This window comes from Streptomyces sp. HNM0645, from assembly GCF_030056615.1.
GTDB lineage: Bacteria > Actinomycetota > Actinomycetes > Streptomycetales > Streptomycetaceae > Streptomyces > Streptomyces marianii.
This window is the reverse complement of record NZ_JASHLT010000032.1, coordinates 41,182-68,160: the sequence shown is the minus strand read 5'-3', so window position 1 is coordinate 68,160 and position 26,979 is coordinate 41,182. Positions and strand designations below refer to the sequence as shown.

Here is a 26,979-nt window from a genome sequence, read left to right as displayed (position 1 = left end):
AACGGCTCCGATCCCACCGCATTCCGACGGCATATGACGGGCAATTCACCGGATCCCGGGCGTGTCAGCGCGACTGGTGTTGATCTGAATTCTCCCCGTGCCGAGGTGGTTCTTCACCCGTGCCGCCTCTGGAGGGACTCACGGGAGGGACGGGGCGCGGCGGCCGTGCTCCACGACGAAGTCCCGCCCCAGGCACGGGAGTTGTTGGGTGAGTGTGTGGGAGAGCCCTCTGCTCGGTCATCCGCCCGGGTCGTCGCCCGGCTGCCCGGTGACGCGTCAGCGACGCCCGCGCTGCGGGTTCTGCACCGACATGCACGTCAACGACGCCTACCCATCTCGACCCCCTGAACCTCGTCGCGGTCTGGCGGGAGGCGACGGTGTTCACCGACGCCGAGCGTGCCGCCCGGGAACTGACGGAACAGGGCACCGCATCGCCGACGCGGCCGGCGGTGTCACGGACGAGGCATGGGCCGAGGCCGCCAAGCACTTCGACGAGGAGCCGTTCGCCGCCCTCGTCAACGCCTTCAACCGCGGGAACGTCATGGTCCGGCAGCCCGGCGGCGACTACCAGCCGGGCCGGTTCACATAGCCGGAAGCGCCCGGCCGGTATGCCGGGCGACTTCATCCACCTGCTCCGGCACCTGTTCCGGGACCGTCCCGGGCACCCGCCCGTCGGTGCCCGGATTTCCGCTCCCGTACAGCGGTGAACCCCTTCAGCGCGGGACGAGAGGTAGCCGGAGACGGAACGGGAGACCTCGGGGTACCCGTCGTGGCGTCGTTGGTCGACGCCGTGTGGTCCGGCCTCGAACCCCAGTTGGCGGTCACCGCCACGGTCCGCCGTTCACCCGCTGATCAGCCCGGTCGGGCGGCGCGAACACCTCCCCGGCGGCCTGCTCCGGCCACCGCGAAGCACGGGGTCGCTCGCACGAGTGACGATTTCGGCCTCCCCTCCGCTGGGACAACCGTGACCCGAATATCCCTCCGCTCCTGGCTGTTTCTCGCCGCTCCCGTGACCACGCTGCTGCTCCTCGCCGCGTTGCTCATGCTCCCCTCGGACACGTCGCTGCGTCCTCTGGTCCAGCGCCTCGCGCCAGTCGCGACCTTGCACGACGCGCCTCTGCCCGGCGGGGGCACAGCCCAGTTGACGAAGTGCGCGGTGGACGACGGCCCCCGGCCCCGGCCGCGAGGAGAGGGTGAGCGTGGCGACGACCCCACGTTGGTCCTCACGGCCTGGGACGTTCGGGACCCGGGCCCGAAGGGACCCGGCCGCCCCACCTTCACGATTCACCTCGCGATCCATGTCGACGACGAACCGCTCCTCCTGGAAGCGCCGTTGACGAAGGGTAGCGTCACGGTCGACCTCTTCGGTCCGCACGGGGAGGGCCGCCGTGCCAGCGCCCGCGGGCTCACGGCGACCGTCGTCCACGGCGGCTTCGAGGGCAGGCCAGTCGCCGCGCCGCCGTCGGGACGCTTCCGGGTGGCCCCCGGCAAGGACCTGCTCCTCGACGTGGCCCTTCCGGCGGGGGCGATCTGCCCGGGGCGCAGCATGCTCGATGTGGTCAAGTGCAGCCCTGAGACGACGAACGACGCCGCGGACTGCCCTGTCGTCACCGTGACCTTGTCCGACCCGGCCATTCGTGCCTACCGCACGGCTCGGGCGGGCATCCACGCAGAGGACGGAGTGCCTTCCGAAGCTCGGGAGCCCTTCAGTGACCGGCTCGTCGCCGTGTCACTGGAGCCGGACGTCCGCGGCACGTGAGGAGCCCCCGACGGCCCCGGAGACGTCCCTCAGATCGAATCGATCAGCTCCGCCAGCGCCGCGCCCAGGCGCTCCAGACCCGGACCGGCCGGGCCTCCGGGTTCGGTCATGTAGACGTCGCGTCGGATCTCGATCATCAGGGCGCTGACGCGGGGGTCCTTGCCGTGGAAGCCGAGGGGCACGTACGCACCCGCGAAGGGGCTGTCGAACCCGGTGCCGCCGAAGCCCGCGAACGCCCGCTCCGCGGCGGCGAGGAGGTCGGGTGGGGTGTGGAAGGGGTCCGTGCCCAGGCAGATCGGCGGCCGGGGTCCGTCGCCGTGCAGTTCGTAGGGCAGCGGCTCGGTGGGGTACGAGTGGACGTCGATGACCACCGCACGTCCGACGGTTCCGAGACGGTCGGCCACGGCAGCGGTCATGCCCGCCGCGTACGGGTGGAAGTAGCGCTCGACGAGCGGCCGTGGGTCCGTGTCCGCCGGTCGGAGGCGCTCGCGGTGCGTGGTCCTGGTGTAGACCGCGCCCATGCCGACGGCGAGCATCTCCTCGCGCTCGTCGGGGAACCGCTCGGGGTCGATCACCAGCCGGGAGAGCCCGTTGACGAACTGCCACGGCCTGACCGCGGCGGCGTCCGCCCCCGCGGCGGCGAGGGCGGACGTGTGGGAGTCGGTGATGTGGTCGAGTTCGAGTGCCAGCGCGGCGTCGTCCAACTCGATGCCACGACGCACCCACTCCGGGATCTCGCGCGAGGAGTGCGGGACGTGCAGCACGACGGGTGAGTCGCCGGCTCCCGGGACGAGGCGGAAGGAGGACATGGAGAATGACCTTACGGTCGGCGGTCGGCGGAGGGCTCGACCGCGCCGACTTCGGCGCTGTGCGCGACGAGTGTGGGGTCGGTCGCGTACCGGGCCCGGCCGAGCGGGAGGCCATGGGCGCCGGCGGTGTACGAGCGGCGCCCCGGCGTGCCCTCCGGCACGGACCCACGTCTCCCGACCCGTTCCTTGGCTCCTCGCGGACCGCCCTTTAACATCGAACTGATTTCTGACGCAACCTCTCTTTTTTCTGGGTGTGGCTGGTTATGATCGGGCTCCTCATCCTGGTCCCGACCTGGGCCGGAAAGGTGTTTCCCCAGTCCCGGGGCAGCACTCCGGCCCGTCGACGGTCCGTCACGCTGCCCCCGTTTCCGAGGACTGATGTCACCGATACAACCCATCGGATCACGAGGCCCGTCAGCGGGGCGCCGACGGCGCACCCTGCGTCTGCGTACGCTCCTCACCTGGCTCGCGGTCGTCCCCATCGTGGCCCTGGGCGTCCAATCGGCGCTGGCCGCGAACCGGTTGCTGGAGCAGTCGGGACACCTGCGCGCCGACGTGGAGTCCGGTGAACGGCTGGGCGTACCCCTGTACCGGCTCATGGTCGCGATGCAGGCCGAGCGGACGCTGACCGCCGCGCGCTGGGCCGGCACCACGGTGCCCGAGGACGTCATGGGGGAGCGGCGCGCGGCCACCGACCAGGCCGCGACGGGATTCCGCCGGTCGTGGGCGCCCGGCAGCGCGGTGTCCGAGGTGGCGGACCGCCGCCTGCTGGAGGTCTCGCAGGAACTGGACGACCTGAAGTCCTACCGCGAGCGCACGGACAGCGGCATCGGAAGCGCCGACAGCACACTCGTCTACTACAGCGGCGTGATCGGCCAGATGATCCGCTTCTACCAGGACCAGCTGACTCACTCGGAGGACGGCGGGCTCAGCGAGGACAGCCGCGTCGTCACGGCCATGTTCGCGGCGTCCGAGATGGTGGCCCAGGAGGACATGATCCTCGCGCAGGCAGGGCCGTCGAGGACGCTGACCACCTCCAAGTTCGCCGACTTCGTCAACGCCGTCGGTGCCCAGCGGCACCTGTACGACGCGTGGATCGTGCCGTACCTGCCGGACGCGCAGAACGACCTCTACGCGAAGATGGTCCGCTCGGGAGCGTGGCAGACCAAGATCCGCATCGAGAGCGCCGTCCTGGCCGAGCAGTCGATCACCGACGACGGAGTGAAGCTGCCCCGTGACATCAAGGGGTGGAAGGCCGCGCAGGAACAGTGGGGGCCGCAGCTCAGCACGCTGAACGCCGACCGGTCCCGGGCCCTGCTGGCGCGCGCCGACGCCCGGGCGACGGAGCTCGAGGCCGAGGTCGCCTGGCTGATCGCGGGCAGCGCGGCCGCACTGCTGGCCGTCGCGACCGTCGTCGCCCTCACCACGCGGTCGGTGCTGCGCAGGCTGAACCGTCTGCACGACCGGACGGTGACCGTCGCCGAGAGCACGCTGCCGGACGTCGTGGACCGGCTGCAGAGCGGCCGGCCCGTCGACTCCGAAGCGCTGCCCACGGTCCGCGGAGAGCAGGACGAAGTGGGTCGCATCAGTGACTCGTTCGCGCGGGTGGTCGCCGTCTCCGTGAGCGGTCACCGGCAACTCGCCGCCGAGCGCCTGGGCTTCGGGAAGTTCGCCGCGGGCATTGCCTCCCGCACCGGAAACCTGGTCAGCCGCCAGCTGAGCCTCACGGAGGAACTTCAGGACGCCTTCGGGCACGACGAGGCGCTCCTCGCCGAGCTGATGCGGGCCGACCAGCTGACGGTCGGAATGCGCCGGCAGATAGAGAACCTGCTCATCCTGGCAGGCGGCGAGATCCCCGACCCCCACACCGGACCCATGCGCATCGCCGACCTTCTGCGCGAAGCGGCGGCCGAGGTCGAGGACTTCCGCCGCATCGAGCGGCAGGCCCTGGACGAGATCAGCGTCGAAGCAGCCGTGATCAGCCAGGTCAGCCATCTCCTGGCCGAGCTGCTGGACAACGCGACGCGGTTCTCCCCACCGAGGTCGAAGGTCGTCATCCGGGCCGAACTCGTCGCCGACGGGCTCTCGGTGGAGATCGAGGATCGTGGACCGAGGGTGGCACCCGCGACCTACGAGGAGATGAACGGGCGCCTGCACTCGGCGCCGCCGTACGCCGTGCTGGCGGAGAACGCCCACCGGCTGGGCCTCTTCGTGGTCGGCCACCTCGCCGACGGGCTCCGGGCCACGGTCGTTCTGCGCAGGTCGGTGTACGGCGGGACGTCGGCCGTGGTGATCCTTCCCAAGGCGCTGCTCGTACCGACGAAGGGCGAGACGGGAGGTGCGCCGCCAGTGGCGTCGAGGCACGGCGAGTCCGCGCGGACCGAACCCTCCCGGGGCGAGGCCCACACGGTCGAGGCTTCCCGGGGCGAGGCCACTCGTGAGGAGGGGGAGCAGCCGGCGCGTTCGGCCCGGGCCGACGGCGAGACCGGCCGTGTCGAGCCTGCCCGGGAGGCGCAGGCGGGTCCGGAGACCGCGAACATGGTGCCGGCACCCGTGGTGCGGGAGCATGTCGGGCCGGCCACCCTGGTGCAGGAGCATGTGGAGCACGAGCCCCTGGTGCCGGAGCACATGGAAACGGCCCCCGTGGAACCGGAGCGGGCGGACGCCGCACTACTTGGAATCGCCGTCCCCGCGCCGCGCGGCCCGCGCGACGGCAAGGCGGAGACGGAACCGCACACGGGTGCCGGGCTGCCGGTTCGCAGGGCGCAGCAGTGGTCGAACCCGCGCCCGCACGAGGAGGCGTCCCGCGACCAGCCCTCCCGTGAGCGGCCTCCGTCCCACGAGTCCCCGCGTGACCAGGCGCCGCTCGACCGGTCGTCCCGTGACCGAGCCTCGCACGAACGGCCTTCGCACAAGCAGTCGCCGGAGGCGTCGGCACGCCCCGCCCGCCCCGCCGAGCCGGCCCGCGACAGACGTCCGGCGCTGCCCGAGCGGGTCCCGCAGACGCACATGGCCGAACAGCTCCTGGGGCCGTGCCGCCCGACGGAGGCGGCGGCCGTGCGGGATCAGGACACCCCCGAGGAGGTGGCCGACGCCTGGGCCGACTACGAGCAGGGAACCCAGATGGTGGAAGAAGAGCTCCGACAGGATCGGCGATGACGACGACATCCAACGACATGATCTTCAGCGTCCTGGACAACAACCTGAGCAGGATCGCCGGCATCAAGGGCGCCGTGCTGCTGTCCAACGACGGGATCATGCTCAGCTCCTACTTGCTGGACCGCCCCCAGGGCGAGCGTGTGGCCGCGGCGTCCTCCGGGATCGCGTCCACGATGAAGGCCATCTCCCGGGAGGTCGACGGCGGGCGGGTCATCCGCCAGCTGGTCGAGATGGACGACCGGTACCTCTGCATCGTCGGATGCGGTGAGGGCAGCACCCTCATCGTCGTGACGTCCCGCAAGGCCCGGCTCGGCGAACTGGGCGGCGAGGCCGTACGCACCGCGCAGGCGCTCGGGGAGTGGTTGAGCACACCCGAGCGCACCCAGGCGCCGACGTCGTAATGACCGACGCGCCGCGCCGAGGAGGCGGCCGCCGGACGCGGTTGTACGCCCTGACCGACGGGCGCACGACCGCTCCGGAGGACTCGCTGACCATGGACACCACGGTCACGGCGGCGGTCTCCCCGGACACCTACGACGGCCTGCCCAGCGAATGGCAGGCCGTCCTGTCCCTGTGCATGCCTCCGAACGGCCGGGCGGTCGCGGAGATCGCCGCCCGTATGCACATGCGTCTGACGCCCGTGATCCTCCTCCTCGGCGAACTGGAGGACCGCGGGCTGGTACGGCACCGGTCGCCCCTCGAGGAGGCCGAGACCAGCAATGTCCACCTGCTCAGGAGAATCAGGGACAACCTTGCCCGCATATGACACCTCTGCCCAGGAAGTCGCGCCCGTCAAGATCCTCGTGGCCGGAGGATTCGGCGTCGGCAAGACGACTCTGGTCGAGACGATCTCCGAGATCGAGCCGCTGCGCACGGAGGAGCGGCTGACGGCCGCCGGCGTCGGCGTCGACGACCTGGACGGGATCGAGTCCAAGACGGTCACCACCGTGGCGATGGACTTCGGCCGCATCACCCTCACCGACGCCGGAGTCGTCCTCTACCTGTTCGGGACACCGGGCCAGGAGCGCTTCTGGTTCATGTGGGACGACCTGCTCAACGGCGCCCTCGGAGCGGTCGTGCTGGTCGACACCCGGCGCCTCGACCGCAGCTTCCCCGCGGTCGACTTCTTCGAGAGCCGCGGGCTCCCGTTCGTGGTCGGCGCGAACTGCTTCCACGGCGAACAGCTCTACACTCCCGAGGAGATCGGGTCGGCCCTGCACCTCCGCGACCCGGACACGCCCGTCCTGATGCTCGACGCCCGCACCCGTACGGACGTGCGCTCGGCGCTGCTCGCGCTCCTCGACGTGCTGATCGCCAACGCGGGGACGGCGACGCGGGTGTGACGGTCCGGTCGTCCCCCGGGCGGCGTCCCGCCCAGCCGTCACCCTCCCCGCGCCGCGGATTCGACCGGTCGATGTGCCGAGTCCGCAAGCGAGCCGTCGGCTCGCACTTCCCGCCGCCCGGACTCCGCGTGGACCGCGCGGTGCACGACGGGCCAGTCCTGCACCTTGACCAGCAGGCCGACACGTGCGAGACCGCGGAGGATCTGGCACGCCCGCTTCGGCTCCGCCTCATGCCCGGCGTCACCCAGCGCGGTCGGGGCGCGCTGCGTGTCCTACAGGCCGCGGTAGGTTCGGACGGCCGTTTCCGCCCGCACGGGCTGAGGGACGGCCCGGCGACGGGGAGCGCCGCCGCGCCCGGGCCGGCAGACCCCGGCCGGGCGACGCTCCCCGCGCCGTCAGGCTCCCGGCGGTAGGTGTGCGGGGCGGCCGTTGCCGCGAGTGAGGCGGTAGCCGCAGATGCCGGCCAGTGCGGCGAGCACCGCGCCGCCGGCAGTCCAGAGGATGCGGGACGACCACCGGCCCGACGACCAGCCGCCGTCCGGTGCGACCTCACGGCCGGAAGCGGGGACCAGCGGGGTGGCGAGCCGCCCGTCGACGGCCGTGGCGCCGCCGGAGTCCTCCGCCGTGATCTCCACGGACGCGTCGACCGGCTCGCCCAGGTCCTCGGCGGGTGCTCCGACGACGGTCAGGCGTACGTAGTACGTCCCGGGCAGGGGGTCGTCGGCCCATGGCTCCGACCAGGCTCGTACCGTGCGCAGCGCGCAGCTCAGCTCGACCGACGGGGCCTCGGCGGGGGCCGACCGGACGTCGCTGCCGTAGCGGCACGCCTGGCGGCGCCTCAGCCCGTCGTACACGTCGAGCCGCCAGACGTGGGTTCCGTGGCGTGCTTCGGAGCGGGGCAGGTCGACCCTGGCCCTGACGGTGGCCCGCTGCCCGGCGTCGGCCGGGAACTGCCAGTACAGGTAGTCACCGGTCGACCCCTGCGCCGTGGCCCGCTGTCCGGGGCGTACGACGGTGGCGGTACGGAAGGACGTGCCGGCCTCGGTCGGCGCGGCGGCCCCGTCATCCGTGCTCGCGGTCGGCGACGGCGAGTCGGCGGCGGCGACGCCCGGGAACGGCAGTGTGAACAGTGCGGCGGCGGACAGCAGCGCTGCCGTGAACATGCGTACGGTACGCATCAGTTGCTCCTCCAGACGGCGATGCGCCAGCGAGAGACCCAGCCCCACAGCCCGCCCGCGGCGAAGCCGGCGAGCGTCAGCAGGCCGAGCAGCCACCAGCCGTGGCCGAGGCCGAAGAACGCCGCGTCGCCGGCGTCACGGGGTCCGCTCGTGATGTCGATCGTCAGCTCCAGGGGCAGGCCGGGGGTCGTCTTGACGGAGGCGGGGGCGGAGAAGGAGTTGCTCACCCGCAGGCAGACGGTCTCGGCGGCGGGACCGCCGTCGCCGGTCCCCGTACCGTCGGTGTCGCCCGCACCATCCGTGCCGTCTGCGGTGCCGGTGTCCGTGGCGCTGCCGTTGGTCTCGGGCCTGGGGTAGCGCAGGCCCGTGGAGACGACGTCGGTCCGTCCGTCGCCCGCCGACTCGCCGCGAACGATCTCTCGGCCGGCCAGGGTCGAGGCGCGCAGCAGCACACCGTGGTCGCGGTTGACCGGGCGGTCGGCCGCGATGCTGACCGAGGCGCGCAGCTCCTGTCCGGGCAGCAGGTCCACGCGGTACCAGCGGTGCTGTCCGAAGGTCTCGCGGTCGGCGTAGAGTCCGGCCTTCAGCCGCGGCGCGTCGGCACAGCGTACGCCGCCCTGGGTGGCCACCGGAGTGACGACCGGCTCGGCTGCGCGGTCGACCAACTGGCTGACCCGGTCGGACAGTTCCTCCTTGTGCTGCACGGAGGTGTACGTGCCGCCGGTGGCCTCGGCGATGCACATCAGCTGGGCGCGCATCCTGGCGTTGGGGACGAGGCCGAGGGTGTCGACGGTGATGTCGACGCCCTTGGCCGCGATCTCGCGCGCCACCTCGCACGGGTCGAGTGGGGCGCAGGTGTCCTCGCCGTCCGTGATGAGCACGATCCGCCGGGTGGTGTTCCCGCCCTCCAGGTCGTCGGCGGCGCCGAGCAGCGCGGGGCCGATCGGGGTCCAGCCGGTCGGGACGAGCGTCGCCACCGCCGTCTTCGCCTCGGTCCGGTCGAGTTCGCCCACCGGGTAGAGCTGCTTGGTGTCCTTGCAGCCCTCCTTGCGGTCCTTGCCGGGGTAGTCGGCGCCGAGGGTGCGGATACCGAGCCGTACGTCCTCCGGGACCGCGTCCAGCACCTCGTTGAACGCCTGCTTGGCCGCGGACATCCGCGACTGCCCGTCGATGTCGCGGGCCCGCATCGAACCGCTGACGTCGAGGACGAGTTCGACCTTGGGCGGTTCCTTCGCGGTCGCCCGGTCGGCTGTGCCGCCGGAGTCGGCGAGGGCGGCGGAGGGGAGGAGCCCGCCGGTGACGGTGACCAGCAGCGCGCCGCAGAGGGCGGCTGCCAGTCGCTTTCGTATGATCATCGGCGGATCATAGTGAGCCCGAGCGGTCCGGCCCAATTCCGCGCGCACACGCGGGAGCGAAGACGCGCAACAGCGCAGGACCACCGCGGTGTCGGGGCGCAGGCCGGCCCGGGTGGGCAACGTCGCCGGTGCATCCGCTGACGCCACCGCCGCGCGATGGAAGGACTGCTTCGTCCGACGGGGCAGGGGGCATGGCGCATCCATTGAGCATTCGACGTGTACTGGGTGACCGTCCTTTCGCCGAGATCGGCGATCCGAGCGTCGTGGCGGTCGATCCCCGGCACGGCGGCATCGTCGTGGGCGGCGACCTCGGATCGATCCGGTGGCCGCCGCCGGGAACGGCCGCCGTCGACCGCTGGCCGCAGCACCGGATCGGCGTGTTCAGGGCCGGTGATCCCGCCTGCCGTCACCTCCACCTCTCCCACTGGCCGGTGAACTCGGCCGGCATCCATCCGTCCCTTCCGCTCGCGGCCGTCGGAACCGGCCGCTGCGACGGCAGTTGGGACTTCCACGGCGAACTCCTCCTGGTGGACCTGGAGTCGGGTGCGGTCAGGACCGCACTCGAGGAACGACGCGAGGTGCTGGCCGTCGAGTGGCTGGAGGACCGCAGGCTGCGGGTCATGGTGTCCCCGGAGGACCGCGACTCCGACCTTGCCTTCATCCACGCCTTCGAGACGCTGATCGAGCGCGAGGACTGGTCGGCGGCGGGGGACCGCACCATGGGGATCCGTGAGTCGGCCGGTCCGCGCGAGCGGAGGGTACGCCCGCCGGACGCGGAACGGGCACGCCCGTTCCTGCGGGACCGCGGAGCTGCGGCGGGGTCCTCCTGGGAGCTGCGCCGGCAGGTGTGGGCGGCGGAGACGCTGGACGACGGGCGGGTGCCGGCCGCGCTCCCGGGCACACGAACTCGAGTGCCGGCTGCCGTCCGGTGAACTGCAGTGGACGGTTCCGGACCTCCACGGCGGACGGCAGATCCACGTCTGCGCCGACCAGCGCTCCGCCTGGGTCCATGTGCGGCACACCGGGCGGGTCACTGAACAGGGCTGGCGCCGGGCGGGGAATCCGGCCCAGCGCACAGCCCTCGACAGCGGGCGCTCCCTCGACGAGTACGACCCCGGCACGCCGTGACGTCCAGCGGCGGCGCGGTCGGCACGGTGGACGGCCGGATCCTGGACCGCGAGACGTCGGCGGGGTCCTGACCGGTCCCGGGTACCGTCGGTCCGCCGCCCGGGGCCGGGGGCTCCGCGGTGCGGGCCGCCCCGCACGTGGGTGCCGTGCGCAGGGCGTCTGACGTCCGTGCCGATGGCGGGCGGGCCGTCCGAGGTCTCACGTCCGCGTTCGGCGGCGGTGCGGTCGGCGTATGGCACCGTCGGACAGCGCGTTGTCCGACGACGGGACGTCAGGAACGCGGCGCCAACGAGTGGGGCTGGGTGGGGTCGGGCGCGTTCGCCGGATGCCCGATCGCTCCGAAGGTCTGGACAAAGCGAGCTCGCGGTGGTGTCGTAACGAGGCGGTGAGAGCGCTCTCTTCAGCTGGTGCACCACCCCCACCACTCCCGGGACGAGCGAAGCAACTCCGGGACGACCGAAGGGTTCACCGTTGTGAGACACACGACCGGATTACGTCCACGGGGCCGTGAGGCAGCCGGCGCGGCCACCCGCACCGGCCGACCACCCGGCCCCCACCGCCGCGCATGGCGCCGCATCGCCCTGTCCGCCGCGCTCGTACTCGGCACCTGGGGCGGCGCCGCACTTGCTCCCGCGGCCGCCGACACCCCCGTCGAACCATCTGTCCAGGCTCCCGCGTCGCCGGAACTGCTCACCGCCCTGCAGCGCGACCTGGCGCTGACCGAGGCGCAGGCCCGTCACCGGCTTGCCCGGGAGAAGGCGGCCTCCGCCGTCGAGCCGAAGGCGGAACGGGCGGCCGGGTCCGCGTACGCGGGCTCCTGGTTCGATGCCGCCACGGGAAAGCTCACGGTCGCCGTGACGGACCGTCACAAGGCAGCCGCCGTGGCGGCGGTGGGCGCCGACACCCGGCTCGTACGGTACAGCGCCGCCCGGCTCGACGCCGCGATGAAGCACATCGACGGCCTCGGCGCACCCATGGGTGTCGCCAACTGGTACGTCGACCCCCGGGACAACGCCGTCGTCATCGGCGTCGTCCTGGGCGAGCAGTCCGACGCGGCCGTCCGCGCCTTCCTCGACCGGGCCCGCGAGGCCGGTCCGGTGAAGGTCGAGACCGTACGGCAGGCACCCGCCACGCTGGCCGCGGGTGTCGTCGGCGGAGACCCGTACTACACCGGCAACGTCCGCTGCTCCATCGGCTTCTCGGTGCACGGGGGATTCGTCACCGCCGGGCACTGCGGCCGGTCCGGGAGTTTCGTCCGAGGCTGGGACGGCTCCGACATGGGCACGTTCCGGGGCTCGTCCTTCCCCGGCGACGACTACGCCTGGGTGAGCACCGGCCACGGCTGGTGGACCGTCCCGGTGGTGCTCGGCTGGGGGCAGATCCCCGACCGGCTCGTCCGCGGCTCCCGGGAGGCCCCGGTCGGTACCTCGGTCTGCCGCTCCGGCTCGACGACCCGCTGGCACTGCGGCACGGTGCTCGGCAGGAACGAGACCGTCAACTACAGCCAGGGGGCCGTCCACCAGATGACGAGGACCGACGTCTGCGCCGAGGGCGGCGACTCGGGCGGCTCGTTCATCAGCGGTGACCAGGCACAGGGTGTGACGTCCGGTGGCTGGGGCAACTGCGGTACGGGCGGCAACACCTGGTTCCAGCCGGTCAACGAGATCCTCGGCCGGTACGGGCTGACGCTCCACACCGCGTGACCACCGCCCCTGACGCGTTGCGTGCCCCGGCACGTCGTGCACCGCTGCAGCGCATGCAGGAGCGCACACCACGCGATCCGTCCGCCCACCGAGCCGTGAACACCTGCGAACACCCCTGATCCCCGCACTCCGTGGCGCGGCCGCCCCGACCGGGACGGCCGCGCCACCCGCCACCTCCGTCCGCGCACCGGGAGATCGCGTGATCAGGGGATCAGGAGGGTGCGGTCGAGCACGCCGTCCCGGGCGGGCTCCCGAACGGGGCACCCGGCAGGGGCCACGCATCGGCCTCGGGTGTCTGCGGCGGCATGCTCCTGTCCCGGCTGACTCGGCCTCCGGCCGGGGCGGCTCCGAGTGCCGCGAGGCGTCCGCGGTGCCCGCCGGCCGAACGCACCGTCGTCAGCCCGGCCCGGTCGCCGCCGCACCGTCACATCATCTGCCGCCGCACCAGCCCGTGCAGCGGGCCGTCCACGTCCGCCAGCAGCCGGGCCGGCGGGCCCTGCTGCACCACCCGGCCCTCGGACATGACGATCACACGGTCGGCGTCCATCACCGTCGACAGCCGATGGGCGATGACGACCCGGGTGGCGTGCAGCGCGCGCGTGCTTTCGGTGACGATCCGCTGGGTCGCGTTGTCGAGGGCGCTCGTCGCCTCGTCGAAGAACAGCACGCGCGGGCGGCGGACCAGTGCCTGGGCGATCATCAGCCGCTGCCGCTGCCCGCCGGATATGGCGCCGCCTCCGGAGATCACGGTCTGCATGCCCATGGGCATCCGGCGGATGTCCTCCGCGAGCCCCGCCATCTCGGCGGCCGCCCACGCCTCTTCTTCCGTGAACGGTTCCGCGCCCCGGATGCAGTCCAGGATCGATCCGGTGAACGGCTGGGAGTTCTGCAGGACGACACCGCACTGGCGGCGTACGGCAGCCTGGTCCAGGGCCGCGAGGTCCTGGCCGTCGTACAGCACGCTGCCCGAGGCGGGACGGTCGAAGCCGATGAGCATCCGCAGCAGCGTCGACTTGCCGCAGCCGCTGGGCCCGACGACCGCGACGAACTCCCCGGGCCGGACGCTCAGGGACACGTCGTCGAGGACGAGCGGCCCGTCATCGGTGTATCGGAACGACAGCTTGCGGGCCTCGATCGCCCCCGACAGCTCGCCCGGCTGGGTGCTGGTCCCCCGTACCTCCGGGGCCTCGTCCAGGACCGGCTTGACCTGTTCGAGCATGGGTAGCACGGCGGCGGCCGAGACCAGCGCACCGGTCAGCTGGGTCACGGACGTCAGCATCATCGTCACGGCCGTGTGGAACGTCAGGAACTCGCCCGCCGTCAGACTGCCGTTCGCCGGACCGGCCAGCAGCATGAACATGATCAGCGCGCTCAGCGGCAGATAGACCGCGTCGAGGACCGTCGTCAGACTGCGGATCCGGCCCGCGCGCCGGTGCAGCTCCCGGCTGCGCGCGAACTGCTTCGCCCATGCCGCGTACGCGAAGCTCTCCGCCGCCGCGACCCGGAGCTTGGGCAGTCCCCGCAGGGTCTGGAACGCCTGGTTGTTCAGCTTGTTGTTCAGCTCCACCAGCCGGCGCTGCCAGCGCAGCTGCCACAGCCCCATGCCGAGGAACACCGCCGCGATCACCATCAGGATGCCGATCGCCGCGAGCGCCAGCGGAACGCTGTACACCAGCAGCAGCACCATGTTCATCGCGCCGACCGTGCTGGCCTGGACGAGGACCGGCCCCACGCCCGACAGCAGCCGCCGGATGGCGCTGACGCCCATCGCCGCGCTCGCCAGCTCGCCGGTGGAACGCTCGGCGAAGAACCTCGTCGGCAGCCGCAGCAGCCGGTCCCACACCGCGGGCTGCAGAGTGCTCTCGATCCGGCCCTCCATACGGAGCACGGTGAGGTTCTGCATCAGCATGAACACGGCCGAGACGGCACCCGCGACCATCACCGCCACCGACACCTGGACGATCAGGTCCGTCTGGGCGTTCGGCACGTACACCCCGAGCACCTTGCCGGTGGCGATCGGCACCAGTGCGCCCAGGACGACGGCGACAAGTCCCGCGACGCCCAGGTTCCGCACGTCCGTGCGCGAGCCGCGGAGGCTGAAGCGCATCAGCCGCCACAGGCCCAACGGCCGCTCGGGCAGCGGCCGGTAGAACATCACGGCCCGCTGCTCGAACTCCTCGGCGTTCTCCTCGTCGACGCGGATGCGGCTGCCGGTGGCCGGGTTCACCGCCCGGTAGCCGCCGCGCCGCCACAGCAGCGCCACCGGCGCCCCGGACCTGGCCCGGTGACCCACCAGCGGACCGCAGTCCTCCCGCCACCAACGACCGTCGAGCCGTACGGCACGGGTGCGCACCCGGGAGGCGAGGGCGATGCGCTCCACCGGCCCGGTCCGCTCGTCGACCGGCCCGCCCTGCGCGAGTTCGCCGAGCGTGATACCGGCCGCCGAGGCGACGAGCCGGCACACCGCGTACGCCGCGTCGTCGGAGACGGCACCCCGGGAGCGGGCCGAAGAGGCCCTGCGGGAGTGGCCGATGGACGCCAGCAGCGCCTGGTCGGCACCCGCGCGCACCGCCTCCCCGGCCTTGATCCCGGCGGCCGCCCGGTCCTCGTGGGCCTGCTCCATCCGCTCGATCCAGCGGTCGAGTCCCGACAGCAGCCGGTACTGCTGGTTGACCATCTGCTGCCAGAGCGCGCCGTCGACGAGCAGGTCGGCGGCGGCCTCGGCGCTGAACGCGGCGCCGTACTGCACGCAGCCGGGGAAGACCGGCAGCCACAGGACGTCGTCGTCCGCCACCGTGTCGTCGCCCGTCGTCCGTCCGTCCAAAGGCGCCTCGAACAGCACCCGCTGGCCGCGTCCCACGCCGAGCGCGAACGCGTGCTCCAGCAGACTCAGGGTGCCGTCCCTGCTGTCGTACTCGCTCTGGTAGGGGCTCTGGTACGACCAGGCGTCGCCGTAACCTGACTGCTGCCGGTGGAGCTCCAGCAGCGGGATGCGGCGCAGCACGCACCCCTGCAGCGGCCTGCCGACCAGCGTGTGCTGGGGACCCTCCACCGGGCCGAGCAGCAGCGTGCCCTTCTCCAGCCGTCCGAGGAAGTGCCAGTGCCCCTGCCGGGCCGCGTCGACCGCGAACAGGTCGAGCGCGCCGTCGACCAGCAGCCACAGCACCTGCGGGCCCTCCAGCGGCACACTGCGCAGCCCGGTGCAGTCGACGTGCTGCCCGAGCCCGCCGAACGCGGCGAGCACCGCGTCGTCGGGGTGCTCGGACCCGGCGTGGTGACCGGGCTGTACGGGGATCACCTCAGTGCTCCTTGACCAGTTCGGCGTACGCGCCCCCGCGCGCGACCAGTTCCTCGTGCCGCCCGCGCTCCACGACCGTGCCGTGGTCGAGCACCACGATCTCGTCGCTGTCGCGCACGGTGCTCAGCCGGTGCGCGATCACCACGCACGCACAGCCGCGGCGGCGCAGATTGTCGATGATCAGCTGCTCGGTCTCCGCGTCCAGCGCGCTGGTCACCTCGTCCAGCACCAGCACACTGGGCCGGCGCACCAGTGCCCGGGCGATCTCCAGCCGCTGCCGCTGCCCGCCGGAGAAGTTGCGGCCGTCCTGCTCGACCCGGCCGTGGACGCCGCCGGGCCGCCGGGCGACCACGTCGTACAGCTCCGCGTCCTTCAGCGCGTCGACGACGGCCTCGTCGGTGATCGACGGGTCCCACAGGGCCACGTTGTCGCGGACCGTGCCCTCGAACAGGAACACGTCCTGGTCGACGAAGGAGACGGAGGCGGCGAGCGCGCCGCGCGGGATCTCGTCCAGCCGCCGCCCGTCGATGCGGATGACGCCCTCCCAGGGGCCGTAGAGGCCCGCGATCAGCCGGGACACAGTGGACTTGCCGCTGCCGGAGCCGCCGACGAGCGCGACCTGGCTGCCCGGGCCCACCGACAGCGAGAAGCCGGTGAGCAGAGGCTTGTCCAGCGGGCTGTAGCCGAAGGTGACGTTCTCCACGGTGACGTGGCCGCGCAGCCTGCGGGTGTCCGCGGGGGGCTCGGGCCGCGTGTAGAGCCCGTCGGCCGGGAAGTTCTCCACGTCCTTCAGCCGGGCCACGTCGGCGGCGAAGTCCTGGATGCGGGAGGCCATGCCGTTGAGCCGGGTGATCGGTGCGGTGAACCGGGTCACGAGCGCCTGGAAGGCCACGAGCAGACCGATCGAGACATGGCCCTCGACCGCCCGCAGACCGCCGATCCACAGGATCAGCGCGCTGTTCAGCGTGGCCAGGGCGGGTGCCACGACGGCGAGCACGGCGCTCGGCACACCGAGCCGCTGCTGCTCCTCCAGCGTGACGGCGTGCTGCCCGGCCCAGCGGCGGAAGTAGGCGCTCTCGCCACCGGTCGCCTTCATCGTCTCGATGAGCTGGATGCCGGTGTACGAGGTGTTCGTCAGCCGGGCACTGTCGGCACGCAGCTTCTGGGTGCGGGTAGCCCGCAGGCGGACCACTACCCGCATCGCGACCACGTTCAGCAGGGCGATGAGCACGCCGACGACGGTCAGCTGGGGGTCGTACGTCCACAGCAGCAGCGCGTACAGGACGACGACGATGCCGTCGACGCCGAACGCGGTGAGGTCGCGGGCCAGGGTCTCGGCGACCGCGTCGTTCGACTGCAACCGCTGGACGAGGTCGGCGGGACTGCGCTGGCCGAAGAACGTCACGGGCAGTCTGAGCAGATGCCGGAAGAACCGGGCGCTGCTCAGCGTGGACGAGATGACGCGGCCGCGCAGCAGATTGGCCTGCTGGAGACCGGTCAGCACGGCGGTCAGCGCGACCATCGCCGCCATCGAGGCGAAGAGGACCCCCAACAGCGAGGTCTGACGGCCCACCAGGTGCATGTCGATGTACGTACGGCTCAGCGCGGGCAGCGCCGCGCCGACCGCGACCAGCAGCAGGCTGGCGAGCAGCGCGGCGGCCATCGTGCCGGTGGTGCCGCGCAGCCGGGCGGGCACGGAGCGCAGGACGCCGGGCTTGCGGCCCCCGCGGCGGAATGCGTCACCGGGCTCGAGGACCAGCACCACGCCGGTGAAACTGCTGTCGAAGTCCTCCGCGGACACGAACCGGCGGCCCTTGTCCGGGTCGTTGATGTGCACGCCGCGGCGACCGAACCGGCGGCCCATGCCGTCGTAGACGACGTAGTGGTTGAACTCCCAGAACAGGACGGCCGGCGCCCGGACACCGGCGAGTGCGGCCGGCTCCATCTGCATTCCCTTGGCCTGGAGGCCGTAACTGCGGGCCGCCTTGAGGATGTTGCCGGCGCGGGAGCCGTCGCGGGAGACCCCGCAGGCGATCCGCAGCTCCTCCAGCGGCACGTGCCGGCCGTAGTGGGCCAGCACCATGGCGAGCGCCGCGGCACCGCACTCCACGGCCTCCATCTGGAGCACGGTCGGGGTGCGGACGCTCTTCTGCCTGACCGGTGCGGCGGGCTTGCGGGCAGCCCGGCGCGGGTTCGCGCGCCGGGGACCGCCGCCGCGGCGGCCGCCGGTGCGGGCGGTCGTGGGGGAGGGAGCCGTCACGGGAGCAGCCAATCGATCGGACGCTGGTCGGCCAGGCGGATCGCGCCTTCGGCCGGGGTCATGGACTCGACGGCGTACGGCGGTCCGTCGGAGGACGACCAGGCGTACCCGGACTCGGTGCGGGAGGATCGGTCGAGTTCCACCAGGACGGTGACGGGCCGGCCCTGGCGGGAGAACTGCTCGGCGAGCTGGCCGTCGCCGAGGAATCCCGCGATCTGCTGCCTGCTCTGCGAGTTCCGCCCGACGGCCTTGACCCGGCCGCGCAGCACTCCGTACCGCGGGGAGGGCACCGACTGGACGGTGAGGTCGACCCGTGCGCCGACGGGGACGGCCGTGCCGTTGTCGGCGGGGAGATAGAGCATCGCCTTCAGGGGGGACCGGGCGTCGTCCACGCGTTCCAGGACGGCGACATCGGCGCCGGTGGTGACGACGGTGCCGATGGTGGCCACGAGGGACGTGACGCGGCCGGCTGCGAGGGTGCGGACGAGGGCGCCTTCCTTCTTCCTGGAGCCGTCCCGGCTGTCACCGTCCCCGACCGCGTAGCCGGTGCCGGAGTCCGCACCGGAGTCGGATCCGGTGCCGCCCGAGCCGTCGTCCTCGGTGGGCTCCCCGTCGCCCTCGCCCCGGGTACCGGAGGTGCTCACCCGCAGCAGCGGTGCGCCGGCAGGGAGGTTCTTGCCCTCCGCGGCGAGCACTTCGGTCACCTGGCCCGCGACCGGACTCTGCAGCACGTAACTGCCCTGCGCGTGCGTGAGAATGCCCGGTGCGCGCACCGTGGACGAAATGGAACCGTTTATCGCCCAGAATGTGGCCGCCACCATCGCGATCACCGTGACGGTGAGGACGAGCCAGCCCTGCGGGCGGGCGAATCGGACCGGCAGATCGATTTCTTCCGGCGACTGCAGCTTGGAAAGGGCCTGCTGGCGGAACTGCACGTAACTCTTCCCTCGACTGCAAATTTTCCGGGAGTGAAAAGCTTGGGTGAGCCCCGGAACGGGGAAGGCTCCGGGGCTCACTCGGGACGTGCTCAGAGGCCGGCGACGAGACCGGTGACGGCACCGGTGTTCAGGCCGGTCGCGCCCTCGACGGTGCCGACGACGGAGCCCGCGAGAGCGGAAGCCGGGACGATGCCGTCAACGGTGGAGGTCAGACCGGATACCGCACCGGCGGCAACGGCGCTGTGCAGGCCGCCGGAGACGTTGTCGAGGTCGGCGTCGGAGATCTCAGCGGTCTCGACCTGGGGGGTGGGGTTCATGATGAAGCTTCCCTTCGTGTGGATATTCCATAAGTTCACGGCCGGCCCCGCCGGATTACGCACCGGCCGCGTCACGGCGGGCTTGCGGGTCCATGAAACCGGGAACCCGAGTGCAACTCCCGCAGTGCGCAGGATCAAAGCACGTGGACGGACCCAACATCCAATCCCGGGGCGCCCGGTCGGCGCCCGATCCGTCTGGGAATCAATTTCACGTGCAGGCGTGTCCACGCGGCGGTGGCCACTTCTTCACAAGTTTCACCGACCCGATTCCGTCCGGGTGAAAGGGCGGCCTGCCGCGGAATCGGACACTCCGGTCCCAATGGATCAGCGCACCGTCAACCCCGCGGGGCGCACCGGGCGGAGGTCAATCGCCGTGCGCCGGTTGCGTGTTCGGTGTGCAGGTTTGCGGAAGACTCTGTTCCGGTCGGCGTGAGGGGACCTGGGCCGCCGGCGGGGACTGGCGCCGGCCGCCGCCGGTGCGAGGGGTGCGCGGGCCGCCGGGGGGTGCTGCCGCCGGGCGCCGGCACAAGCGTGCGTGGGGCGTAGGAAACGGCGAGGGGTGGGCCGCCCCGGAGGCGGAGGAGGCGGCCCACGAAGGTCAGAGAGACGTGCCGAACGCCTGCGTCCACCACGGCCCGCCGGAGGCGTCGTGGATGCCGACACCGAGCTCCTTGAACGAGCAGTTGAGGATGTTGGCGCGGTGGCCCGGGCTGTTCATCCACGAGTCCATCACCGACGACGGGCTCTGCTGGCCCCGCGCGATGTTCTCCCCGTACGTGCTCCACCGGTAGCCGGCGGCGGTGATGCGGTCTCCGGGGTCGGTGCCGTCCGGGCTGGTGTGGTCGAAGTAGCCGCGGGCCGCCATGTCCTGGGAGTGGCGCTGCGCGGCCGTCTCGAGCTTGTCGTTGCTGCGCACCGGACCGCATCCCGCCTTGGCGCGCTCGGCGTTGACCAGGGCGACGACCTGCTCGACGTCCCCGCTCGGCAGCGGGGGTTTCGGGTCCGGTGCCTTGGGGGTCGGCGTCGGCTTGGGCTTCGGCCTGGCCGTGCTCGGCTTGGGCTTCGGCTTCGCCGCCTTGCTGGGGCTGGCGCTCACGCTCGGACTGGGGGAGGGGGAGGGGGAGGCGGAGCGTGAAGGAGAGGGGGACGCGGACTGCGAGGGGGAGGGCTGCTCGAGGGAGGCCGGGGCGGCCACGGTGGAGGTGGGCTCCTCGGGCTCCTCCGGGCCGAGCAGGAGATGGGCCGCACCGCCCGCGGTGACCAGAGCGGCCACCGCGGCGGCCACGGCCGTGGTGCGGCGGCGCCGCCGTGCGCGCTCCAGACGGGCCTGGGTGCGCGCCCCCCCGGCGGCCGACTCGCCGGAGCCGGGCCGGTCATCCTCCCCTGCTGTACGGGCGGAGCCGGGGGCGTACGGCGCGTGCGGGGCGCCCTGCGCGTGACCGGCGTCGTGGCCGCCGCCCGTGTGCGGCGGTGCGCCGAACGACGCCGTGGCCGCCATGTCCGAGGCCTGCGGGGCGAAGGCCGCCAGCGACGCGGCCACCGGCACCAGGGCCAGCCCTACGAGCAGTCCTTCGGCGGGCACCAGCCCGGACCAGTGGCCCGAACAGATCGTGCAGCCCCGGGCGTGACGGGCGATCCGCTTGCGCCACAGGGCGGAGGGCAGACCGTCCCAGCTCGCGACGATCGGCTCCAGCAGCACGCAGCCGGGTTCGGCGGACAGGGCGCGAACCACCACGCGGGCCGTCTCCAGTTGGGCCTTCATGCGCTGCACCCGTACCGCCGTGTGCTGCGGGGACAGCTCCAGCGCGGCGGCGACCTCCTCCCGGGACAACTCCCCGGCGGCCTCCAGCCACCACAGCGACAGCAGGGCGCGGTCGTCCTCGTCCAGCCAGCGGGTCGCCTCGGCCGTTTCCCGCCGCTGACCGGAGAGGCCGAGTCGGGTGATGGTCAGGTCCACGAAGTCCGCGCCGGGGTCGACGACGTCGTACGCGTCGTCGAGCCCGGCGCCGCCGGGTATCGCGCCCGAGCGGCGCTCCCGCCAGTGGCCGCGTACCTGGTTCATGGTGATGGCGACCAGCCAACTGCGGAAGCTGTCCGGGCTGTGCAGTCCGTCCAGGCCGCCGAGGACGCGGAGCATGGTCTCCTGCACCACGTCGTCCACGTCCGCGTGGCCGTTCATGGCACGGCCCACGATGTTGTAGACCAGCGGAAGGTACTCGGCGACGAGCCGGTCCTGAGCGTGCTGGTCACCGGCCTGCGCCGCCATGATCACCGCGGCTTCGCTTTCGCTGCTCACGCTGTGTCCACTCTCTTCCTGGGCTGGGACGTGTCTTCTCCGACACCTGGGAGACGCCCTGCCTCCGTCCCGATAACAGAAATCGGATAGGAGTACGCAGAAACAGCCGGGAGTGTTAGATCCGCACGCCAGGCGCGCAGGACCGCGGCGGAGGGTTCGAACAGTTCGCCCGGAATGTGAGCCGGATCGTGCCACTGCCAGCGCACGATCTTGTCCGGTTCGGTGACCTCCGGTTCGCCTTCGACTCCCGTGACGAGACCGGCCGCCGAGATCCGGGTCAAACCGCGTTTTCCGTCCACGACCACGGCGACGACGGCCACGTCCTCCTCGCGGACCCGCAGCCCCGTCTCCTCGGCGAGTTCCCTGGCGCCCGCGCGCTCGAAGCTCTCCCCGGGATCGACCTTGCCGCCGGGGAGCTCCCAGTGGCCGCCACGGTCCAGGCCGAGCAGGATCCGCCCGCCGGGCTCGACGACGATCATGCCGACGCCGGTCAGGCCGTTGGGTGCGGGGAACGCGCGTGCGGGCCGCTCGTCGGGAGCGGGGCCGGGGGAGTGGGTCGCCATGCGGGGATCGTACGAGGTTTCGAATCCCGCCCGTGACGGACTCGGCCCGAGTGTGACGGGTGTGACGCGTCGGACCCGGTGCCGTTCGCAGCCCTCCCGCGAGCCGCACGGGAGCGCCGTGGGCCGGGGCGGCGAACGGGGCGGAGGAGCCGCGCCCGGCCGGGACGGCGGTCCGGCAGGGCCGTTCACACTCCCTGTGTGCTCCTGGATCCGCAGCGTGCCCATGCGGGCGCCACGCCCGTGATCTGGCAGACCATGAGGTACAGCGGAATCGGCGGGGTGTAGGGGCTCGCGTCCTCGGGCCAGTGGATCAGCCGGGGCCCCTCGGCCGGTACGTACGCCCCGGGGGAGTAGTACGCGGGCAGCGGCCACGCCAGGTCCTGGTCGGAGCCGGCCGGGACGATCCACCACATCCAGTCCGTGTCCGAGTAGACACAGCCCGTGCGGGGGAGGCGGGACAGCAGTCGGCGGCCGTGCCGTACGGGCAGGCCGACCGCGTCGTGACCGAGCGTGGCCGGCAGTCCCGACGGCACGTCGAGGCGCAGTTGCCCCCCGGTGTCGTCGAGCCCCCGGGGGAGCAGGCCGGCCATCGACCTCAGCACGGCCGTCCCAGCGCCAGCTCGGCCCAGACGACCCGACCCGGACCGGGGTGCGCGTCGTGTGCTCCCCAGGCGCTGCTGACCGCGTCCACCAGCAGCAGTCCGCGCCCGCCCTCCTCGGCGGAGTCCCGGCGCAGTCGCGGCTCACCCGGCGGGCAGCCCTCGTCCTGCACCGCTATGCGCAACTGGCCCGGCACGTCGTGCAGTTCGCACAGGACGCGCTGGCTCGCGGTGTGCACGACGGCGTTGGTGAACAGTTCGGAGGCGACCAGCGCGACCGTGTCGAAGTGGCTGCTGTCGACCCCCCAGCGCATCATCCGCTCCTGGATCAGGTGCCTGGCGCGCGCGACCGAGTCGGCCCGGCCGGGGAGCTCGAACCCGAAGCGGCGGACCGCCGGCACTGAGGAAGCCGGCTGACGCGGCACCACGAGTGCGGGCCTGAGCGTGTTGCCAGGAGCCACGACCAATCCTTAACGGTGGGGAAGCAGTGCCGTACATGCCTCTCCCCGGGCAAGGCGCGGCAGCCTCGTGAACTGGTTCACCGAGTCACTCTCCCTCCGAAGCCGACACTTGGCAAGAGGCACTCTGAAAATTGCAGAGTGCCGGGTTCTGGGACAGGGTGGCATGGCACACTCGTCGTGACACCGAGTCGTGGCGTCGGGTCGTGCACATTCGAGAACAGGGCGCTGGGGAGGTCTGTAGTGAGCGAGCCGCGGTCCGCCCCCACGGTGGGGCAGGTCGTACTGGGCAAGCGACTGCAGGATCTGCGGGAGCGAGCCGGCCTGAGACGCGAGGAGGCCGCCAAGGTCCTCCGCGTGGCCCCCGCCACCATCCGCCGGATGGAGACGGCGGAAGTCGCTCTCAAAATCCCCTACGTCCAGCTCCTCCTGAGGGCGTACGGCATCCCCGAGGACGAGGCCGAGGGCTTCGTCCAACTCGCCGAGGACGCCAACAAGCCCGGCTGGTGGCAGCGATTCCACGATGTGCTCCCCGGCTGGTTCAGCATGTACGTGAGCCTGGAGGGGGCGGCGAGCCTCATCCGCGCGTACGAACCGCACTTCGTCCCCGGGCTCCTCCAGACCGAGGACTACGCCCGCGGTGTCATGCACAGCGGAGCCCTCGGGGCCACCAGCGCCGAGGACATCGAGCGGCATGTCGCCCTGCGCATGGAGCGCCAGGGGCTGCTCAACCGGTCCGACGCACCCAGATTCTGGGTGATCATGGACGAGACGGCGCTGCGCCGCCCGGTGGGCGGGCCGAAGGTGATGCGTGCCCAGATCGACCGGCTGCTCGAAGCGGCCGAGCGGCCCAACATCACCCTCCAGGTGGCGGAGTTCGCGACCGGACCCCACGCCGGCACCTACGGGCCGTTCGTGCTCTTCCGCTTCGCCGTGCCCGAACTGCCCGACATGGTCTACAGCGAGTACCTCACCGGCGCGGTCTACCTCGACGCTCGCCCCGAGGTGGCCTCGCACCTGGAGGTCATGGACCGCATGGCGGCCCAGGCCGCCACCGCACAACGCACGAAGGGCCTCCTCCGGAGCGTCCGCAAGGAGCTGTGAATGGACCGCATATACAACGGCATGCCCGCCCGGGAACTCGGCTCGGAGGGCTGGCACAAGCCGTGGAGCGGTGGCAACGGCGGCAACTGCATCGAGGCCATGAAGCTGGCCGACGGCAGGGTCGCGGTACGCCAGTCCGCCGATCCCGACGGCCCCGCCCTCATCTACACCCACGGCGAGATCGCCGCCTTCATCCAGGGCGCCAAGTCCGGTCAGGCGGACTTCCTCCTGGCATGATCGGCTGAGCAGCCGGGCCCGGCCCGGCCGGTACCTGATTTTGCGTCAGCAGCCTTCGCAGTATGTGCAGTTCGTCCGTCCACCGCCATATTCTCGACCACCTGGAGGCGCCAGATGACCGGGCAAGACCCCGCCGCCGTACGCATCGACACCAGCAAGCCGCACCCGGCCCGGATGTACGACTGGTTCCTCGGCGGCAAGGACAACTACCCGGTCGACGAGGAGATGGCCAAGCAACTCCTCAAACTCGACGCGCGCGGCCGCGACATGGCCCGGGTCAACCGGGCCTTCATGCACCGCGCCACGCGCTGGCTCGGCGGCAACGGCATCCGCCAGTACCTCGACGTCGGCACCGGTATCCCCACCGAGCCCAACCTCCACCAGATAGCCCAGGGCGTCGCCCCCGAGTCCCGCGTCGTCTACTGCGACAACGACCCGATCGTCCTCGCCCACGCCGAGGCACTGCTGCGCAGCACCCCCGAAGGCGCGACCGAGTACATCCAGGCCGACGCCCGCCGGCCGGAGGCCATCCTGGAGGCGGCCGGCAAGCTCCTCGACTTCGACCGCCCCATCGCCCTGTCGCTGCTCGCGCTGCTGCACTTCGTGGACGACGAGGACGGCGCCTACGAACTGGTGAACCGGCTCGTGAGCCGGCTCGCCCCCGGCAGCTATCTCGTGCTGTCCCAGACCACCGGCGACTTCGACCCCGAGAAGGCCGCCCTGGCCCGGGCGATGTACAAGGAGCGGGGACTCACCCTGCGCCCCCGCTCCCGGGAGGAGTTCACCCGGTTCTTCGACGGTCTCGACCTCGTCGAGCCCGGAGTGTCGCTGACCGCCGAATGGCACCCGGAGCTCGGTGAGGCCGTCGCCGTCACGGGCGACGACCCCATCCCGGGCTACGCGGGCGTCGCCCGCGTCCGCTAGGGCGTCACGAGGTGCGGCTGCTACGGCCGAGGCGGCGGTACGGAGCGCGCGACGCGGAATCCCACGTCGGCGATCCGGAGCTCCGGATGGCTGCGCCGCCGCACCCGCTCCCGGCGGCCGGCGCTCGTCGGCCCATCCACCACCACGGAGCACCCGATGGGCGCCGTACACCGCGGTGCCGTGGACGTGGCAGCGCCGGTCCCACACATCGCCCGGCATGTCGTACAGCCCCGGACGGCGGGGTGCTTGCCGCCGACGGAACGGATCCGCCCGCCGGAGTCGCCCTCGTACCGGGCGACCCCGTCGAACGGGCGGTACCCGCACCGCGTGACCGGGAACGCCGACATCCGAAACGGCGCGGCCTGGTCCGGCCGACTGCTCCGCGTCCGCCGGTCCGGCAGCGAAGGGGCGGTCGCGGGGTGGCGGGACGCGGGACGGCCTGCGGTCACGGCGCCTCCCGGCCGGTGCCGAGCTGCTGGACGAACCGGGCCTGGTCCGCGAGGAAGCGGTCGGTGTACAGCCGCCGGGGGGCGAGGACGGCGGTCGCCGTCAGACGCCAGTCCGAGCGCTCCAGATCGTGGTCGACCAGGGAGTGGGCGGCGTCGGGGTAGCGTGCGACCGTCAAGGACTCAGCCGGCAGGGACTTGCGGTAGGCGGCCTCGGTTTCGGCGACGTCCACGTGGACGTCGTGGCCGGCCAGCACCAGCAGCAGCGGCGTGCCGCGCATCGCCCGCAGGTCGGCGGTCGCGTCGGACCGGTGGTTCCTGGCGATGAACGCCCACCGCGCCGGTGTCATGTCCCCGATGTCACCGACCGCGGCCCGGTACTCGGCGAACGACGCCCCACCCTTCAGCAGGCTCAGGGTGGTCTCACGCCTCCGCAGTGCCGCCTCCTCGTCCTGGGCGGTCGCGCCGTCCCTCTCCAGTTCCGCGAGGAGGTTGTAGCGGCCCTGCCGCAACCAATTGACCGCCGGGGAGACGGCGATGACGAACTGCAGCTCCGGGTCCCGGGCAGCTGCCTTGGGCAGGACCCAGCCGGCCTGGCTCGCCCCCCACAGGCCGATACGGCGGCGGTCGATGTCGGGTCGGTTCCGAGCCCACGCCACCGCGGCCAGTGCCTCGTCGGCCCGGTCGGTCATGCTCTGGTCCAGCCAGTCGCCCTCCGATCCCCCGACCCCGGGTTTGCTGAACGACAGCGAGGCGTATCCGGCGCGGGCGAAGGACTCCCACAGCGGCCGGTAGAACGTCTCCTGCGTCGCGTCGACCGGACCGTCGCCGTGGACGAACACCACCAGCCCGAACGGCCCCTCACCCCGCGTCGGCCGGGCCAGCACCCCATCGAGCAGCTTGCCGTCGTGCCGCAGCGACACCTTCTCTTCGCGCAGCCCGTAGCTGTGCTGCCACACCACGACTCCGCCGAGCGTGGCGACCGGCAACAGCACCCCCACCAGCGTCCACAGAGCCCAACGCCATCTGCGCCGTACCGGCGTGCCTCGTGTCCGGAACAACCCGCCCCCAAAAACTATCGCTCAACAAACGGTCGTATCGATAA

At 72.2% G+C, this 26,979-nt stretch carries 23 protein-coding genes and 1 pseudogene; 11 read left to right on the top strand and 13 right to left on the bottom strand.

Going from position 1 to position 26,979, the window contains the following annotated elements; genetic code table 11:
* Positions 1-292: 292 nt before the first annotated feature.
* Both QMZ92_RS22255 and QMZ92_RS22250 read left to right on the top strand, forming a co-directional pair.
* Positions 293-589, top strand: a pseudogene (locus QMZ92_RS22255) (carboxymuconolactone decarboxylase family protein); the annotation flags it as partial.
* Positions 590-964: 375 nt separating this feature from the next.
* On the top strand, positions 965-1,759 hold the full coding sequence (locus tag QMZ92_RS22250; protein WP_283299158.1) for a hypothetical protein: 795 nt from the start codon (positions 965-967) through the stop codon (positions 1,757-1,759).
* Between the two features lie 29 nt (positions 1,760-1,788).
* On the opposite strand, the gene QMZ92_RS22245 is transcribed toward QMZ92_RS22250, so the two are convergent.
* The gene (locus tag QMZ92_RS22245) at positions 1,789-2,568 is read right to left on the bottom strand and encodes an N-formylglutamate amidohydrolase (RefSeq protein ID WP_283299157.1); all 780 of its coding nucleotides are present in this window, start codon (positions 2,566-2,568) and stop codon (positions 1,789-1,791) included.
* Positions 2,569-2,579: 11 nt separating this feature from the next.
* The gene (locus QMZ92_RS22240; protein ID WP_283299156.1) at positions 2,580-2,729 is read right to left on the bottom strand and encodes a hypothetical protein; all 150 of its coding nucleotides are present in this window, start codon (positions 2,727-2,729) and stop codon (positions 2,580-2,582) included.
* 217 nt (positions 2,730-2,946) lie between these two features.
* On the opposite strand from QMZ92_RS22240, the gene QMZ92_RS22235 reads away from it, so the two are divergent.
* The 4 genes from QMZ92_RS22235 to QMZ92_RS22220 are packed head-to-tail and all read left to right on the top strand — an operon-like array spanning position 2,947 to position 7,070.
* A complete protein-coding gene (locus QMZ92_RS22235) occupies positions 2,947-5,727 on the top strand; it encodes a sensor histidine kinase (RefSeq protein WP_283299155.1) in 2,781 nt (926 codons plus the stop codon).
* Positions 5,724-6,128, top strand: coding sequence for a roadblock/LC7 domain-containing protein (locus QMZ92_RS22230; RefSeq protein WP_138052118.1), 405 nt, complete (start codon positions 5,724-5,726; stop codon positions 6,126-6,128). The genes QMZ92_RS22235 and QMZ92_RS22230 overlap by 4 nt, the downstream gene beginning before the upstream one ends.
* Positions 6,128-6,493, top strand: a complete 366-nt coding sequence (locus QMZ92_RS22225) for a DUF742 domain-containing protein (RefSeq protein WP_283299154.1) — start codon at positions 6,128-6,130, stop codon at positions 6,491-6,493. Before QMZ92_RS22230 ends, QMZ92_RS22225 begins: the two co-directional genes overlap by 1 nt.
* A complete protein-coding gene (locus QMZ92_RS22220) occupies positions 6,480-7,070 on the top strand; it encodes a GTP-binding protein (protein WP_283299153.1) in 591 nt (196 codons plus the stop codon). Before QMZ92_RS22225 ends, QMZ92_RS22220 begins: the two co-directional genes overlap by 14 nt.
* A 395-nt stretch (positions 7,071-7,465) precedes the next feature.
* Here QMZ92_RS22220 and QMZ92_RS22215 read toward each other — a convergent pair whose 3' ends face one another.
* Positions 7,466-8,248 carry a hypothetical protein gene (locus tag QMZ92_RS22215; RefSeq protein WP_283299152.1) on the bottom strand — a complete coding sequence of 261 codons (783 nt, stop codon included), beginning with the start codon at positions 8,246-8,248 and terminating at the stop codon, positions 7,466-7,468.
* Entirely contained in the window at positions 8,248-9,603 is a 1,356-nt protein-coding gene (locus QMZ92_RS22210; RefSeq protein ID WP_283299151.1) for a VWA domain-containing protein, read from the bottom strand. Before QMZ92_RS22210 ends, QMZ92_RS22215 begins: the two co-directional genes overlap by 1 nt.
* A 203-nt stretch (positions 9,604-9,806) precedes the next feature.
* Here QMZ92_RS22210 and QMZ92_RS22205 point away from each other — a divergent pair, with 203 nt between their 5' ends.
* Together QMZ92_RS22205 and QMZ92_RS22200 are read left to right on the top strand one after the other, a co-directional pair.
* Positions 9,807-10,535, top strand: a complete 729-nt coding sequence (locus QMZ92_RS22205) for a hypothetical protein (protein WP_283299150.1) — start codon at positions 9,807-9,809, stop codon at positions 10,533-10,535.
* Positions 10,536-11,306: 771 nt separating this feature from the next.
* The gene (locus QMZ92_RS22200) at positions 11,307-12,434 is read left to right on the top strand and encodes a S1 family peptidase (protein WP_283299178.1); all 1,128 of its coding nucleotides are present in this window, start codon (positions 11,307-11,309) and stop codon (positions 12,432-12,434) included.
* 424 nt (positions 12,435-12,858) lie between these two features.
* On the opposite strand, the gene QMZ92_RS22195 is transcribed toward QMZ92_RS22200, so the two are convergent.
* The 8 genes from QMZ92_RS22195 to QMZ92_RS22160 all read right to left on the bottom strand — a co-directional run bounded on the left by QMZ92_RS22195 (position 12,859) and on the right by QMZ92_RS22160 (position 23,166).
* On the bottom strand, positions 12,859-15,732 hold the full coding sequence (locus QMZ92_RS22195; protein ID WP_283299149.1) for an NHLP bacteriocin export ABC transporter permease/ATPase subunit: 2,874 nt from the start codon (positions 15,730-15,732) through the stop codon (positions 12,859-12,861).
* A 1-nt stretch (position 15,733) separates the two neighbouring features.
* Positions 15,734-18,004, bottom strand: a complete 2,271-nt coding sequence (locus tag QMZ92_RS22190; protein WP_502962109.1) for an NHLP family bacteriocin export ABC transporter peptidase/permease/ATPase subunit — start codon at positions 18,002-18,004, stop codon at positions 15,734-15,736.
* Positions 17,989-18,927 carry an HlyD family efflux transporter periplasmic adaptor subunit gene (locus tag QMZ92_RS22185; protein WP_283299148.1) on the bottom strand — a complete coding sequence of 313 codons (939 nt, stop codon included), beginning with the start codon at positions 18,925-18,927 and terminating at the stop codon, positions 17,989-17,991. The genes QMZ92_RS22190 and QMZ92_RS22185 overlap by 16 nt, the downstream gene beginning before the upstream one ends.
* A 92-nt stretch (positions 18,928-19,019) precedes the next feature.
* A complete protein-coding gene (locus QMZ92_RS22180) occupies positions 19,020-19,247 on the bottom strand; it encodes a type A2 lantipeptide (RefSeq protein WP_283299147.1) in 228 nt (75 codons plus the stop codon).
* Positions 19,248-19,845: 598 nt separating this feature from the next.
* Entirely contained in the window at positions 19,846-21,543 is a 1,698-nt protein-coding gene (locus QMZ92_RS22175) for a sigma-70 family RNA polymerase sigma factor (RefSeq protein ID WP_283299146.1), read from the bottom strand.
* The gene (locus tag QMZ92_RS22170; RefSeq protein WP_283299145.1) at positions 21,540-22,106 is read right to left on the bottom strand and encodes a nucleotide triphosphate diphosphatase NUDT15; all 567 of its coding nucleotides are present in this window, start codon (positions 22,104-22,106) and stop codon (positions 21,540-21,542) included. Before QMZ92_RS22170 ends, QMZ92_RS22175 begins: the two co-directional genes overlap by 4 nt.
* Positions 22,107-22,291: 185 nt before the next feature.
* Positions 22,292-22,696, bottom strand: a complete 405-nt coding sequence (locus QMZ92_RS22165) for a hypothetical protein (protein ID WP_283299144.1) — start codon at positions 22,694-22,696, stop codon at positions 22,292-22,294.
* A gap of 5 nt (positions 22,697-22,701) precedes the next feature.
* Complete coding sequence (locus tag QMZ92_RS22160; protein WP_283299143.1) at positions 22,702-23,166, bottom strand: ATP-binding protein; 465 nt, start codon at positions 23,164-23,166, stop codon at positions 22,702-22,704.
* Between the two features lie 240 nt (positions 23,167-23,406).
* On the opposite strand from QMZ92_RS22160, the gene QMZ92_RS22155 reads away from it, so the two are divergent.
* From QMZ92_RS22155 to QMZ92_RS22145, 3 genes are all read left to right on the top strand, one after another.
* Positions 23,407-24,267: a Sco1979 family transcriptional regulator gene (locus QMZ92_RS22155; RefSeq protein WP_283299142.1), complete on the top strand. Its 861-nt coding sequence runs from the start codon at positions 23,407-23,409 to the stop codon at positions 24,265-24,267.
* Entirely contained in the window at positions 24,268-24,504 is a 237-nt protein-coding gene (locus QMZ92_RS22150; protein WP_283299141.1) for a DUF397 domain-containing protein, read from the top strand.
* Positions 24,505-24,618: 114 nt separating this feature from the next.
* A complete protein-coding gene (locus QMZ92_RS22145; RefSeq protein ID WP_283299139.1) occupies positions 24,619-25,428 on the top strand; it encodes an SAM-dependent methyltransferase in 810 nt (269 codons plus the stop codon).
* Positions 25,429-25,873: 445 nt separating this feature from the next.
* On the opposite strand, the gene QMZ92_RS22140 is transcribed toward QMZ92_RS22145, so the two are convergent.
* Positions 25,874-26,869, bottom strand: a complete 996-nt coding sequence (locus QMZ92_RS22140; RefSeq protein ID WP_283299138.1) for an alpha/beta hydrolase family protein — start codon at positions 26,867-26,869, stop codon at positions 25,874-25,876.
* Positions 26,870-26,979 lie beyond the last annotated feature (110 nt).

Excerpts from the sequence above, each read along its gene's own strand:
- QMZ92_RS22245 (WP_283299157.1), bottom strand. The coding sequence starts at position 2,568 with ATGTCCTCCTTCCGCCTCGTCCCGGGAGCCGGCGACTCACCCGTCGTG.
- QMZ92_RS22235 (WP_283299155.1), top strand. The coding sequence starts at position 2,947 with ATGTCACCGATACAACCCATCGGATCACGAGGCCCGTCAGCGGGGCGC.
- QMZ92_RS22230 (WP_138052118.1), top strand. The coding sequence starts at position 5,724 with ATGACGACGACATCCAACGACATGATCTTCAGCGTCCTGGACAACAAC.
- QMZ92_RS22225 (WP_283299154.1), top strand. The coding sequence starts at position 6,128 with ATGACCGACGCGCCGCGCCGAGGAGGCGGCCGCCGGACGCGGTTGTAC.
- QMZ92_RS22215 (WP_283299152.1), bottom strand. The coding sequence starts at position 8,248 with ATGCGTACCGTACGCATGTTCACGGCAGCGCTGCTGTCCGCCGCCGCA.
- QMZ92_RS22210 (WP_283299151.1), bottom strand. The coding sequence starts at position 9,603 with ATGATCATACGAAAGCGACTGGCAGCCGCCCTCTGCGGCGCGCTGCTG.
- QMZ92_RS22180 (WP_283299147.1), bottom strand. The coding sequence starts at position 19,247 with ATGAACCCCACCCCCCAGGTCGAGACCGCTGAGATCTCCGACGCCGAC.
- QMZ92_RS22170 (WP_283299145.1), bottom strand. The coding sequence starts at position 22,106 with ATGGCGACCCACTCCCCCGGCCCCGCTCCCGACGAGCGGCCCGCACGC.
- QMZ92_RS22165 (WP_283299144.1), bottom strand. The coding sequence starts at position 22,696 with ATGGCCGGCCTGCTCCCCCGGGGGCTCGACGACACCGGGGGGCAACTG.
- QMZ92_RS22150 (WP_283299141.1), top strand. The coding sequence starts at position 24,268 with ATGGACCGCATATACAACGGCATGCCCGCCCGGGAACTCGGCTCGGAG.
- QMZ92_RS22145 (WP_283299139.1), top strand. The coding sequence starts at position 24,619 with ATGACCGGGCAAGACCCCGCCGCCGTACGCATCGACACCAGCAAGCCG.